Below are 12,265 nucleotides of genomic sequence, written 5' to 3'. Positions count from 1 at the left end.
CATGTACGTCATCAATCTCATCTACACCGCATCGCTCGAACGCGTGGACGACGCACTCGAAGCACACCGCGCGTTTCTGACAAGACACTTCGAATCGGGCGTATTCGTAGCTGCCGGGCCGAAAGTGCCGCGAGACGGCGGCATCATTCTGGCGGTGCGCATCGAGCGCGATAAGCTGGATGAGATTCTCGCCAGCGACCCGTTCGCCGAGCAGAAGCTCGCGCGTTACGAGGTGACGGAGTTCAAGGCAACGCGATTGGCGCCGGGAATGAATTTGCCGATGCCGGCTTGAGGATTACAGCGAAGGGATTTGAATACGGGCGCGCGGCAGAGGCACGCGCCCGTCTGCACTAATACGTCAATCGAGCAGCAGCTTGATATCGTGCACCCACGGCGTAGCGCCCTGGCCATCGCGCGCGAACAGACGCAGCTTGCCATCTGTGTCGAACACATAGCTGGCCGCCGTGTGATCCATCGTATAGCTATCGGGCGTCTTGCCCGGTACTTTCGCGTAGTACACGCGGAAGTCTTTCGTGATTTTGGTGAGTTGCGCCTGGTCCGCCGGACGCAAGCCGACGAACGTCGGATTGAACGCCGGCACGTATTGCGCGAGCAGGGCCGGTGTGTCGCGATCGGGATCGACGGTGACGAACAGCACCTGCACGCGCTTCGCGTCTTCCGGACCGAGTTGCTGGAGAGCCTGCGAGAGCTCGGCCATCGTGGTCGGGCAGACGTCCGGGCAGTGCGTGTAGCCGAAGAACAGCACGACTACTTTGCCTTTGTAATCCGCCATTGTGCGGATCTTGCCGGACGTGTCGGGCAGCGAAAAGTCGCTGCCGAATTGCGTATTGCCGGTGATGTCGAGATTCTGGAAAGCCGGCGGCTGCTTGCCGCAGCCTGCCACCAGCAGCGCACCGCCAAGTGCGCAAGCGATCAGGGTGACTCGCGCGGCGGCACGCGCCTTCTGCACAAAGCGTTGTGTAAGCATGGGTGTTACGCGCCGATCACGACGCGCGCATAGTGGTCGATCAACAGCGCGACGAACAGCACCGACAGATAGACGATCGAATAACGGAAAGTCTTGCGCGCCAGATCGTCGGAATACTCCCGATAGATCTTCCACGCATACGCGAGGAATACGGCACCGAGCAACACCGCCGCCACGAGATACACCGCGCCGCTCATACCGGAGATAAACGGCATCATCGTGACCGCGAACAGGATCACCGTGTACAGCAGAATATGCAGGCGCGTGTACTTTTCGCCGTGCGTATTCGGCAGCATCGGCAGACCGGCGTTTTCGTAGTCTTTGCGGCGATACAGTGCGAGCGCCCAGAAATGTGGCGGCGTCCACACGAAAATGATCAGCACGAGAATCCACGCGTCGCCCGGCACGTGGCCGGTGACTGCGGCCCAACCGAGCGCCGGCGGCATCGCGCCGGACGCGCCGCCGATCACGATGTTCTGTGGCGTGGCCGGTTTGAGCAGCAGCGTATAAATGACCGCATAGCCGACGAAAGTGGCGAGCGTGAGCCACATGGTCAGCGGATTGGCGAACGTGTAGAGCGTCCACATGCCGAGGCCGCCGAGCACGGCCGAAAACAGCAGGATCTGCGGGGTCGTGATTTCGCCGCGCGCGGACGGCCGCCACGACGTGCGACGCATCTTCGCGTCGATCTTCTGTTCCATCAGGCAATTGATGGCGAACGCCGCACCGGCCAGCAGCCAGATGCCGACGGTGCCGCCGATCAGAACGGTCCACGGCACCATGCCGGGCGTCGACAGAAACATGCCGATGACGGCGCAGAACACAGCGAGCTGCGTGACGCGCGGCTTGGTCAGGGCGATGTACTGGGAGACCCGGCTACCGGGCGTTTGGGAGAGTGTTGTGCTGTCCATGTGGGGTCACGCTGGCGCGGCATCGCGCGCAGGCAACACGGCGCGGCCGGGACGGCTATAAGCGATCCGAAAGTTTAACATAACGAGCAGAAGCAGCAGGATTGCGGCCCCCCCGTTATGCGCGACCGCAATGGGCAACGGCCATTGCAGAACGATGTTCGATAAGCCGGTGATGAACTGGATCAGCACCACCAGCAAGACGCCATTGGCCGGGCGCCGCAGCGACTCGAAACGGCGCAGCTTCAGCGCCAGCCACAGCAAATAGGCAACCACGACAATCGCGAACGTGCGATGCGTCCAGTGGATGGCGACCAGCGCGTCTTGCGTGATCATGTCGCCGTCGCCGGTCATACCGAGCGCGCGCCACAAGTGGAAGCCGTGCGCGAAGTCCATCGGCGGGATCCATTGGCCATTGCAGGTCGGGAAGTCCGTGCAGGCGAGCACCGCGTAGTTGGTGCTGACCCAGCCGCCCAACGCGATCTGCACGACCAGCAGCACGAGACCGGCGAGCGCCGCCGCACGCCAGCGCGCGGCCTCGGGCTCATGGGCCGGCAGCGGCGTCTGGCGCGCGGCCAGCCAGCCGAGCGTGCCGAGCAAGGCGAGGCCGAGCAGCAAGTGGGTCGTGACGATAATCGGCTGCAGCTTCATGGTCACGGTCCACGCACCGAACGCGCCCTGCACCAGAATCAGCAGCAGCAGCGAAGTCGGCCACCACGGCGACACATGCAGCGGACGGCGCTTGATACGCGCAGTCCACGCAATTAGGGTCTGCGCGATGATCAGCACGCCGATAGCCATCGCGAAGTAACGGTGGATCATTTCGATCCAGGCTTTGGTCATGCTGACCGGACCAGTGGGCATCAATTGATGCGCGGCGGTAATCGCGGCGTGCGCGATGAACGGCGACGACGTGCCATAGCAGCCAGGCCAGTCGGGGCAGCCGAGACCGGAATCGGTGAGCCGCGTAAAGCCGCCGAACATCACCAGATCCAGCGTCAGGAAGGTGGTAAGCCACACCAGCTTGCGGAATTTGTTGTCGTCGGCCTTGACCCACACATAGGACAACGGCAACAACGCGATACACAAGCCGATCAGGGCCAATTGCAGTACGAACATCTTTCTTCTTACCCTGGTTGCGGCGTCAGCCGATCCTCGACCATTTGAGCAGCTTGGTCAGGTCGCCCTTGATCTTGCTGGGATTCGGATCTTTTGGAAAACGCATCATCAGATTACCGTTCGGATCGACCAGGTAGATGTGGTCGGTGACTTGGGTGCCGGTATCGGTCGGCAGCCATGCGGACACCTGCGCCGGGTTGGCAATCAGCATGTCGGTATCGGGATAGGCCTTTTGTATCACGTCGGACACGTTGCCTGCATCGGTGCGCAGCCACACTTCCACGACGCGCTCGCGTTCCGGGCCCTGAGCTGCGCGGATTTGTCGCATGAAGTACAGCTTGGTGGCGCAAGCTTTGTCGCATGCGCTGTTGTCGACGGAGATCATCAGCCAGTGGCCGCGCAGCGACGCGAGCTTGAGCGGCTTGCCGTCTTCACCCGTCACCACGAGCGAATCGGGAATCGGCCGCTGCGGTTCGACCAGCGCGCCGTAGTTCGTGGTGCCGCCGGCCGGTTTGACCACGTAATAGACGAAATACGACACGGCGATCGGTGCGGCGCAGATGAGCGCCAGCAACAGCAGCATCCAGCGACCCCGCTTCCACGATCCCCGGCTATTGGGTTGACCTGCCATCACTTGCGGAGCTGCGGGTTTGCCGGCTTGCGGCGAACGGGGAGATTGCGTCGACACTACGGGACCTCTTTCAGGAATAGCGCGGTTTCGGGCCCTTGTTGGGGGTACGGGAAACCACAGGCGATGCGTTACACGCTCTGCGCGTGCTCTTTCTTTGCGGCGCGGCGCGCGGCGTACAGACCGAACACGAGGGCCGCGGCCGCCATGCCCCACCACTGGAACATATAGCCATAGTTGCGTTCGACGCCGGTTGTCGGCGCCGGCCAGTCGCGCACCAGCTTGTCACCGTCGTCGCTCAACTGCTGGATCACGAACGATTGCAACGGCAGCCCGGTTTCCGCGGCGTACGCCGCCGTATCCAGATTCTGACGGATCTTCTGATGCGCGGCGGACCCGCCCTGCCCCAGCTCGAACGCACGCGACGCATCGGCGCGCGCAATGCCTTCGATCTCGATCTCGCCTTGCGGCGTGGAGTACGGCGCGATGGTCTCGCGATTGCTCGTGTTGCGCGGCAACCAGCCGCGATTGACCAGCACATAACCGCCGTCGGCCAGTTTAAAAGGCATCACGACGTAAAAGCCCGGCTGATCGTTATACGGGCGATTATCCAGATAGACGACTTTGTCCGCGACGAAACTGCCGCGCGCTTTCACGCGATGGAATTCGATGTCCTTCAGTTCGACCGGCCGGGCACTGACAGGCACAGCGGGTGCATCTTCGAATCGCGTAATCCGCGCTTCGAGCGCTTCCTTCTGATGGGCACGGTCGCGTTGCCAGAAACCAAGCCGCACCGTCACCACGATGACAAGCAGAATCAGCAGTGCGGGAACCAGACGAAACTTCATCGAACGCGCTCCACCACCGCTTGCGGCCTCGCCCGGAACCTGCGGCAGACGCCGGCGCGCGGTGCGATAATAACCATCTTGCCTCTGCGCTTCCCAGTTTCAGTTGGTTCCATGCACATTCTCGTTCCCATCGCCTTCGTCCTGATCATCGCCAGCATGGTGTCGGCGCTGTACTTCATGATGCATGACAAGGGCAAAACCAAGCGGATGGTCTGGTCGCTCGCCACGCGGGTGGGTCTTTCGATTTCGCTGTTCCTGTTCATCCTATTCGCACACTGGATGGGCTGGATTCAGTCGACCGGCATTCCCTACGGGCGTTGAGCCCCGCGCAAAACGCCTTACGCCGCCAGACTCACCAAACAAAACGCCGCCCTGACAGGGTCGAGGGCGGCGCTGCATAACTTGCGTACTGCTTGTACGAAGCGCCCTGACAAAGGCGCTGCGCGAACGGCCTGCGCACTCCGAAAAAACCGGTCGGCGCAGGCCAGACTGCGTTACAGCCAGTACACGACGACGTACAGCCCAAGCCACACGACGTCCACAAAGTGCCAGTACCAGGCGGCGCCTTCGAATGCAAAGTGATGCTCCGCCGTGAAGTGGCCGCGAATCATCCGCACCAGCACCACAGCCAGCATCGTGCCGCCGAGGAACACGTGGAACCCGTGGAAGCCCGTCAGCAGGAAGAACGTCGAACCGTACACACCCGAGGACAGCGTCAGGTTCAATTCGTTATACGCGTGGAAATACTCGAAGCCCTGCAGGAACAGGAAGCAGACGCCGAGCACCAGCGTAGCCGCCAGCCAGATAATCGCTTTCTTGCGATGATCTTCACGCAGTGCGTGGTGCGAAACCGTCAACGTAGCGCCGGACGACAGCAGCAGCGCGGTGTTGATGGTCGGCACCGGCCACGGCTGCATCGACTTGAAGGTCGAAACCAGCGCTGCCGGACCGTTGTTCGGCCACACAGCCGAGAAATCCGGCCAGATCAGCTTGTAGTCGAGACTGCCGAGTTGATGCAGCGCGATTTCGCGTGCGTAGAACAGCGCACCGAAGAAGGCGCCGAAGAACATCACTTCGGAGAAGATGAACCAGCTCATGCTCCAGCGGTACGACTTGTCGACATTCTTGCCGTACATGCCACCTTCGGATTCCGCGATCGCGTCGCCGAACCAGTGCCACAACGTATACAGCAGCCACAGCAGACCGACGACGACGCCGAGCGGTGCCAGCTCATGGTCGTTGATCCAGGCCGCAAGCGATCCGAGCATGACCAGCAACCCGGCAGCGGCGCTGATCGGATGCCGCGACGGATGCGGTACGAAATAGTACGGGCTCTCGTTTTGACCGCTCATTCTTGATTCTCCACTTCAGTCCAGTTGTTCCGGAATCTCCGGCTGTATCTTCGGCGGCGCGTCGATACCGCACCGCTTCACTCTAATTCGTGGGCTCTGCTGCGCCCCGTACTACGCTTGAGCCTGAATGCCTCAGCCCACCACCGCGCGCACGACCAGGATCAGCACACCGATGAAAATGGCCGCGCTGATCAATGCCGCCACGATCACATGCAGCGGATTCAACTGCGTGGCATCCGCTTCCAGATCACGACGCTTTCGCACCCCAAAAAACGACCAGAACACGGCTTTCATCGACTGGCCGAAACTGCTCTTGCGTGGCGCGCCGCTGTTATCGCTCATTACTCTTCTTCCTTCGCCCGCGGCGCAAACCGTCAGGCGGGATTGGCGGTGGTTGCCGCCGTATTGGCCGTGGGTGATGCACTTCCGGCCGTCGCCGCTGCCGGCGTATTCAACTCGAAGAACGTGTACGACAACGTGATCGTTTTCACATCCTTCGGCAACTTTGGATCGACCACGAACACCACCGGCATCCGCTTCGTCTGATTCGCCGTCAAAGTCTGCTGCGTAAAACAGAAACACTCGATCTTCCTGAAGTACTCGGTGGCCTGCTTCGGCGCATAGCTCGGAATGGCTTGCGCCTGTATCGTGCGCGCCTGTTCGTTGCTGACCTCGTACATCACTGTCGTCACTTCGCCCGGATGCACGTCGAGACTACGCTGCTCCGGCTTGAAACCCAGCGGGCCGCGCGCGTTCGCATCGAATTCGATCGAAATCGTGCGGCTCATGTCGACCTGCGTATTCTTCGCCTCGCGCACCGTGGCATCGCGCTGCACGAGGTTGTTGATACCGGTGATCTGGCAGATCGCGCGGTACATCGGCACCAGCGCGAAACCAAAGCCGAACATCATCAACGCGACGATGAACAGCTTGATCAACATCGAACGGTTAAAAGAGCGATCGGCCTGAGCCGGCGGTTGCGTCGACATCTCAATCCTCAACAGACCTGCAAATCACACTTGTTCGCTGCGTCAGGCGAACCAGCACTGCTTGATGATGACGCTCGCGAAAAAGGCCGCGGCAATGGCGAGCATCACAAAACCGATCCGCCGGTTGCCCGCGCGAATCTGCTCGGGTGTACGCCTTTCTTGAGGATTGCGCGTCATGCTCGACTTTCTGAATACTTTCGTGACTACAGGGTGCCGCCGTTGTTCGCGTGGCTGCCCGGTTCGGGTAGCGGCTTACCACCGCCGCCCGATCCGGCAAGCTCGCTGAACGCCAATTACTCGACGGTCGGCGGGTGTTCGAACGTGTGGAAAGGAGCCGGACTCGGCACGGTCCATTCGAGGCCCGTTGCGCCATCCCACGGCTTGTCGCCAGCCTTTTCGAGTTCACCGCCGCCACGATAGGCCGGCAATGCAACCGCGAACAGGAAGTAGACCTGTGCCAGACCGAAGCCGAAAGCACCGATCGAAATCACCTGGTTCCAGTCCGTGAACTGTGCCGGGTAGTCGGCATAACGACGCGGCATACCTGCGAGGCCAACGAAGTGCATCGGCAGGAACGCGAGGTTGAAGAAGAACATCGACGCCCAGAAGTGGATCTTGCCGCGCGTTTCGTTGTACATCCAGCCGGTCCACTTCGGCGCCCAGTAGTACCACCCTGAGAACAGCGCGAAGAGTGAACCCGCAACGAGCACATAGTGGAAGTGGGCCACCACGAAATAAGTCCCGTGGTACTGGATATCCAGCGGCGCCATTGCGAGCATCAGTCCCGACAGGCCGCCGAACGTGAACACGATCAGGAAGCCCACCGCGAACAGCATCGGCGTTTCGAAGGACAGCGAACCGCGCCACATCGTCGCGACCCAGTTGAACACCTTCACGCCCGTCGGCACGGCGATCAGCATCGTCGCGTACATGAAGAACAGCTGACCCGTCACCGGCATGCCGGTCGCGAACATGTGGTGCGCCCAGACCATGAACGACAGAATCGCGATCGACGAGGTTGCGTACACCATCGAGCTATACCCGAACAGCGGCTTGCGCGAGAACGCCGGGATCACCTGCGACACGATCCCGAACGCCGGCAAGATCATGATGTACACCTCGGGGTGCCCGAAGAACCAGAAAATATGCTGGTACATCACCGGGTCGCCGCCGCCTGCCGCGTTGAAGAACGACGTGCCGAAGTGGCGATCGAACAGCACCATGGTGATCGCGCCCGCCAGAACCGGCATCACGGCGATCAGCAGGTACGCGGTGATCAGCCACGTCCAGACGAACATCGGCATCTTCATCAGCGTGAGGCCAGGCGCGCGCATGTTCAGGATCGTCACGACGATGTTGATCCCGCCCATGATCGACGAGGCACCCATCAAGTGGACCGCGAAAATCGCGAAGTCCATGCCCGGGCCCATCTGCGTCGACAACGGCGCGTACAGCGTCCAGCCCGCGGCGGTCGCGCCGCCCGGGGCGAAGAACGAACCGACCAGCAACACCGCAGCCACCGGCAGAAGCCAGAAGCTGAAGTTGTTCATCCGCGCGAAAGCCATGTCCGATGCGCCGATCTGCAGCGGCACCATCCAGTTCGCGAAGCCGACGAAGGCCGGCATGATCGCGCCGAACACCATGATCAGGCCGTGCATGGTGGTCAACTGGTTGAAGAACTCGGGGCGCATGATCTGCAGACCCGGCTCGAACAGTTCGGCACGGATCATCAGCGCCATCACGCCCCCGGAGAGGAACATGGTGAACGAGAAGATCAGGTACAGCGTACCGATGTCCTTGTGATTGGTTGCGAACAGCCACCGACGCCAGCCATGCGGCGTCTCGTGGGCATGGTCGCCGTGCACGTGCTCGTGGCCCGCGGTTACATCGTGTCCGATGCTAGACATGACAATCTCCTAATACGAATACTGCGGTGCTGACCATGAACACGTCAGGCAGCCGGGCTGATCTGGACACGCCGGGCTTCTTTCGCATCGCTGCCGCCCGTGATCGTTTCCGGCTTCTTTAAAATAATGTGATCTTCGGCAATGCCGGCTGCTTTCAGCGCGTCGCGCACGGCTTCGGCACGGGTCTTCGCAAGCTTCGCGTTGACTTCGGCAGAACCGGTGGCGTCGGTGAAGCCCGACAGCGTGAACTTCGCGTCCGGATGCGCCTTCGCATAGGCCGCGGCCGCGTCGACCGCCGCTTTCGCGTCAGCCGGCAGCGTGCTCTTGCCCGTGTCGAAGTAGATGCTTGCCGGGAGTGCGGCCGTTGCTGCCGCGCTGTCCGAACCGGCCGCTGCCGCTTCGGCACCCGAGGCGCCCGAAGCCGCTTCGGCACCGCTCGCTGCCGCGCCTGCGTCGGCCAGATGATTGCCGCCTTCCGGCAGCTTGCCGTTACGGGCGTCAGCAACCTGCTTCGGCTGGAGAATGTCGCCGGTGTGGTTGCCCCACGAGTTACGTTCGTACGTGATGACCGACGCGATTTCGACGTCGTTCAGCGTCGGCGCCCACGAAGGCATCGCGTTCTTGCCCTTCAGCACCAGGCTGACGTGCTCGGCGATCGGGCCGTTGGCGATCTTGCTGCCGTCCAGCGCCGGGAACGCGCCTGCGCCCTTGCCGGTCGGCTGGTGGCAGACCGCGCAGTTCGCCGTATACACCTTGCCGCCGCGCTCCATCAGCTCGGCCATCGTGTAGGTCTTGTTCGGATCGTCCTGGCCCGCAGCCATTTTCTGCTTCTGCACGCCGACCCACTTCGCGTAGTCGTCCGCCGACAGCACCTCGACCACTACCGGCATGAACGCGTGTTCCTTGCCGCACAGTTCGGTACAGAAGCCGCGGAACGTGCCGGTCTTGTCAGCCTTGAACCACGTGTCGCGCACGAAACCCGGGATCGCATCCTGCTTCACGCCGAAAGCCGGCACGTACCAGGAGTGGACCACGTCGTTCGCGGTGGTGATGATGCGGATTTTCTTGTCGACCGGGACGACGAGCGGATTGTCGACTTCCTGCAGATACGTGGTGGAAATCGGTTGACGGCCGTCGGTTTCCGCACGCGGCGTAGCCAGCGTGGACAGGAAGTTGATGCCTTCACCCGGGCCCTTCACGTAGTCGTAACCCCATTTCCACTGATAGCCGGTGACCTTGATGGTGAGGTCGGCATTAGTGGTGTCCTTCATCGCGACGACGGTCTTGGTGGCGGGGAGCGCCATCAGCACGACGATGATGAACGGCACAATCGTCCAGATGATTTCGACGGTGGTGCTTTCGTGGAAATTCGAAGCCTTGTGACCTTTCGATTTGCGGTGAGCAAAGATCGAATAGAACATCACGCCGAACACGCCGACGAAGATCACGAGGCAAAGAACCAGCATGAACATGTGGAGGCTGAAGAGCTCCTCAGCGATTTTGGTCGCAGGCGGCTGGAGATTGATCTCGTTGACGGCAGGGCCGCCCGGAACATCGCCCACTGCCAGGGCCGCACCGGCGAAAAGCAGTCCGCTCATCGCCAGCACGCCCATGAGGGCTCGCTTGATTGTTTTCATAGCTTCCTTACCCAAAATTTCCATTCAAACCCTCGACCCCGCTGGAAGGCTGTCTCACGCTCCCCGTGAACGCCGCGCGTCCCGACACGTCTAACAACGCGTGAGCCACATACGCAGTTCGCCTGCGAACTGCGCGCGCCGATACTGCGCGAGATGTTGCCCAATCATGATCGTCTGGCCGCGCGAGACCAGTTTGATCTGGTCACGCGGCGTTGCACCCGGTTCGATCCGCACCCAGCGCGGATTGAATTCGAACTGCGTGAGCCGCTCGGCGCTGACCTGCTCGATCACGAGCCGGTTCTTAAACAGCCGGACACGCTCGTAATCGACAGCATGACGCGCGTATATGGCAAACGCGATGCCCACCGCCAGCAATTCGATACCGGTGAACGGCAACACCAGCCAGGCGCCGACCAGAACCAGCATGAAAGCAATTGCCAACGAGAACAACGCAAGCGATACGTAGAAACATACAAACTGCCGCGGCGATATCGAACAGTTGCGTTTCATCGTCCAGTCCTTGAGAACCGGTTCTGAATCCGCCAGCAGATCTGATGCTTCCATCGCTGCCTCCTGCCGACCCTCTCCAATCGCCGCCTGCGGCCATTGCTCGCGACCGCCGGACGGCTCCTCCATCCACTCCGCGTCACGTCATATTGCAGCCCTGTACCTCGGGCCTGCCGCCCCAAATGTGGGAACTCCGGGCGACAAACTGACGCATTATAGGCGCGATCCATAGCATCCACAAGCAAGCCTCAATCGGCCCACAAGCCAGGTGCGACAAGCCTCCGCGCCGTTTTGACGCAGCTTTCACGCGTCTTTTGAAGCGGTAATTTCAGACATAACAGATGTCCTCTTTACCACCTTGCTGATTCCTCACCGGTTCCTCGACGAACCTCGTCCGATGTCCTCGATCCGCACGATCCCATGACCTTCAGCCGTGGTACGCGGCACGGCTTTCCAGGCGTGTCCGTAGATCACCTCGAAGGTCAGCGCAATCGTGCCGTCGGGCCGCCGGCGAGCCTCGAGCGCCGCCAGCAAAGCCTTGTGCAGCCTACGCGCGACCGCATTCGAGCCGGCCTCGCGCTCGAACGGATAGGCGCCCCAGCGGCGCACGTCCGCGAGTAGCGACTCGGGCGACTTGTACGTAATGGTGAGCGTTTCCTGGTCCATCACGGGAATCTCGAAACCGCTCTCGACCAGCATGTCGCCAAGGTCGTGCATGTCGACAAAGTCGATCACATGCTTGCGCGAAGCCACGCCGTGCGCCGCCTCGACCTCGGCGTAAGCGCCACGCAGTTCCTTTAGCGAATCGGGGCCGAGCGTGCTGAACATCAGCAGGCCATTCACTTTCAGCACCCGTTGCCACTCGGGAAACACGAGATCGGGCCGTGAGTGCCAGTGCAGGGCGAGATTGGACCAGATGAATTCGAAGGCGCCGGCCGCGAACGGGAGGGCCGAGAAGTCAGCCTGCGCGAAACGCGGGCCGCGGGCACCGAGCGCCTTGCCGAGCGTAGCCGGCAGAAAACGCCGCCAGCTCGTGTCGCCGGAATCGTGACGCAGCGCGCGGCTGAGCATGCCGTGCGACAGGTCGGTGCCGAATACCGGCGCCTCGGGGAAGCGTTCGCGCAATGCGGGGACGTCTTCGCCCGCGCCGCACCCGGCGTCGAGCACGCTCGCCGGCGCAACCTTGATGTAGTCGAGGCGCTCGCGCATGCGCTGCGCGATTTCGCGCGGCAGGAACGCCACGTTGTCGAAGCTCGCCGCGCGGCGGTCGAAAATCTGCCTGAGGCGCCGGGAATCATAGGCCGGACGGCCAGATTGAGACGTAGTTGGGGGCATGGGTGTCGTACTGGCGTAGAGCACGAAGTATACTCGTTCGCTTCCTT

At 61.6% G+C, this 12,265-nt stretch carries 15 protein-coding genes; 2 read left to right on the top strand and 13 right to left on the bottom strand.

The genetic code is table 11. From position 1 onward, the window contains the following. The first annotated feature begins 1 nt into the window (after position 1). Positions 2-292, top strand: a complete 291-nt coding sequence (locus AC57B6_RS30480; protein WP_028199054.1) for a YciI family protein — start codon at positions 2-4, stop codon at positions 290-292. A gap of 66 nt (positions 293-358) precedes the next feature. On the opposite strand, the gene AC57B6_RS30475 is transcribed toward AC57B6_RS30480, so the two are convergent. The 5 genes from AC57B6_RS30475 to AC57B6_RS30455 all read right to left on the bottom strand — a co-directional run bounded on the left by AC57B6_RS30475 (position 359) and on the right by AC57B6_RS30455 (position 4,491). After that, entirely contained in the window at positions 359-988 is a 630-nt protein-coding gene (locus tag AC57B6_RS30475; protein ID WP_028199053.1) for an SCO family protein, read from the bottom strand. A 5-nt stretch (positions 989-993) separates the two neighbouring features. Further along, positions 994-1,899 (bottom strand): heme o synthase, encoded by a 906-nt coding sequence (cyoE, locus tag AC57B6_RS30470; protein WP_028199052.1) that lies wholly within the window; start codon positions 1,897-1,899, stop codon positions 994-996. A 6-nt stretch (positions 1,900-1,905) separates the two neighbouring features. Then, on the bottom strand, positions 1,906-3,015 hold the full coding sequence (locus tag AC57B6_RS30465) for a COX15/CtaA family protein (RefSeq protein ID WP_028199051.1): 1,110 nt from the start codon (positions 3,013-3,015) through the stop codon (positions 1,906-1,908). Between the two features lie 25 nt (positions 3,016-3,040). After that, entirely contained in the window at positions 3,041-3,703 is a 663-nt protein-coding gene (locus AC57B6_RS30460) for an SCO family protein (RefSeq protein WP_046566941.1), read from the bottom strand. Between the two features lie 71 nt (positions 3,704-3,774). Next, entirely contained in the window at positions 3,775-4,491 is a 717-nt protein-coding gene (locus AC57B6_RS30455; RefSeq protein ID WP_178369023.1) for an SURF1 family protein, read from the bottom strand. A gap of 111 nt (positions 4,492-4,602) precedes the next feature. Between AC57B6_RS30455 and AC57B6_RS30450 the strand changes: the two genes are divergently transcribed. Next, the gene (locus AC57B6_RS30450; RefSeq protein ID WP_007179452.1) at positions 4,603-4,812 is read left to right on the top strand and encodes a twin transmembrane helix small protein; all 210 of its coding nucleotides are present in this window, start codon (positions 4,603-4,605) and stop codon (positions 4,810-4,812) included. A 173-nt stretch (positions 4,813-4,985) separates the two neighbouring features. Here AC57B6_RS30450 and AC57B6_RS30445 read toward each other — a convergent pair whose 3' ends face one another. The 8 genes from AC57B6_RS30445 to AC57B6_RS30410 all read right to left on the bottom strand — a co-directional run bounded on the left by AC57B6_RS30445 (position 4,986) and on the right by AC57B6_RS30410 (position 12,218). After that, positions 4,986-5,843 carry a cytochrome c oxidase subunit 3 gene (locus AC57B6_RS30445; RefSeq protein WP_028199048.1) on the bottom strand — a complete coding sequence of 286 codons (858 nt, stop codon included), beginning with the start codon at positions 5,841-5,843 and terminating at the stop codon, positions 4,986-4,988. Positions 5,844-5,975: 132 nt separating this feature from the next. Further along, on the bottom strand, positions 5,976-6,185 hold the full coding sequence (locus AC57B6_RS30440; protein WP_028199047.1) for a DUF2970 domain-containing protein: 210 nt from the start codon (positions 6,183-6,185) through the stop codon (positions 5,976-5,978). 32 nt (positions 6,186-6,217) lie between these two features. Further along, entirely contained in the window at positions 6,218-6,832 is a 615-nt protein-coding gene (locus AC57B6_RS30435; RefSeq protein ID WP_046566946.1) for a cytochrome c oxidase assembly protein, read from the bottom strand. Between the two features lie 42 nt (positions 6,833-6,874). After that, entirely contained in the window at positions 6,875-7,009 is a 135-nt protein-coding gene (locus AC57B6_RS30430) for a cytochrome oxidase small assembly protein (protein ID WP_028199045.1), read from the bottom strand. Between the two features lie 116 nt (positions 7,010-7,125). After that, positions 7,126-8,739: a cytochrome c oxidase subunit I gene (ctaD, locus tag AC57B6_RS30425; RefSeq protein WP_028199044.1), complete on the bottom strand. Its 1,614-nt coding sequence runs from the start codon at positions 8,737-8,739 to the stop codon at positions 7,126-7,128. A 44-nt stretch (positions 8,740-8,783) separates the two neighbouring features. Continuing rightward, a complete protein-coding gene (gene coxB, locus AC57B6_RS30420) occupies positions 8,784-10,400 on the bottom strand; it encodes a cytochrome c oxidase subunit II (protein WP_028199043.1) in 1,617 nt (538 codons plus the stop codon). A gap of 66 nt (positions 10,401-10,466) precedes the next feature. Beyond that, positions 10,467-10,940, bottom strand: a complete 474-nt coding sequence (locus AC57B6_RS30415; RefSeq protein WP_030099944.1) for a DUF2244 domain-containing protein — start codon at positions 10,938-10,940, stop codon at positions 10,467-10,469. Positions 10,941-11,252: 312 nt separating this feature from the next. Continuing rightward, the gene (locus tag AC57B6_RS30410) at positions 11,253-12,218 is read right to left on the bottom strand and encodes a methyltransferase domain-containing protein (RefSeq protein ID WP_183802900.1); all 966 of its coding nucleotides are present in this window, start codon (positions 12,216-12,218) and stop codon (positions 11,253-11,255) included. Positions 12,219-12,265: the final 47 nt, after the last annotated feature.

The sequence above is a fragment of the Paraburkholderia sp. BGA-UO-ETr-F12 genome, from assembly GCF_059567945.1.
This window is presented reverse-complemented; position numbering and strand designations above follow the sequence as displayed.

Coding starts and splice junctions, on each gene's coding strand:
- cyoE (WP_028199052.1), bottom strand. CDS start 1,899: ATGGACAGCACAACACTCTCCCAAACGCCCGGTAGCCGGGTCTCCCAG.
- AC57B6_RS30450 (WP_007179452.1), top strand. CDS start 4,603: ATGCACATTCTCGTTCCCATCGCCTTCGTCCTGATCATCGCCAGCATG.
- ctaD (WP_028199044.1), bottom strand. CDS start 8,739: ATGTCTAGCATCGGACACGATGTAACCGCGGGCCACGAGCACGTGCAC.
- AC57B6_RS30465 (WP_028199051.1), bottom strand. CDS start 3,015: ATGTTCGTACTGCAATTGGCCCTGATCGGCTTGTGTATCGCGTTGTTG.
- AC57B6_RS30475 (WP_028199053.1), bottom strand. CDS start 988: ATGCTTACACAACGCTTTGTGCAGAAGGCGCGTGCCGCCGCGCGAGTC.
- AC57B6_RS30445 (WP_028199048.1), bottom strand. CDS start 5,843: ATGAGCGGTCAAAACGAGAGCCCGTACTATTTCGTACCGCATCCGTCG.
- AC57B6_RS30440 (WP_028199047.1), bottom strand. CDS start 6,185: ATGAGCGATAACAGCGGCGCGCCACGCAAGAGCAGTTTCGGCCAGTCG.
- AC57B6_RS30435 (WP_046566946.1), bottom strand. CDS start 6,832: ATGTCGACGCAACCGCCGGCTCAGGCCGATCGCTCTTTTAACCGTTCG.
- AC57B6_RS30480 (WP_028199054.1), top strand. CDS start 2: ATGTACGTCATCAATCTCATCTACACCGCATCGCTCGAACGCGTGGAC.
- AC57B6_RS30455 (WP_178369023.1), bottom strand. CDS start 4,491: ATGAAGTTTCGTCTGGTTCCCGCACTGCTGATTCTGCTTGTCATCGTG.
- AC57B6_RS30410 (WP_183802900.1), bottom strand. CDS start 12,218: ATGCCCCCAACTACGTCTCAATCTGGCCGTCCGGCCTATGATTCCCGG.
- AC57B6_RS30415 (WP_030099944.1), bottom strand. CDS start 10,940: ATGGAAGCATCAGATCTGCTGGCGGATTCAGAACCGGTTCTCAAGGAC.
- coxB (WP_028199043.1), bottom strand. CDS start 10,400: ATGGAAATTTTGGGTAAGGAAGCTATGAAAACAATCAAGCGAGCCCTC.
- AC57B6_RS30430 (WP_028199045.1), bottom strand. CDS start 7,009: ATGACGCGCAATCCTCAAGAAAGGCGTACACCCGAGCAGATTCGCGCG.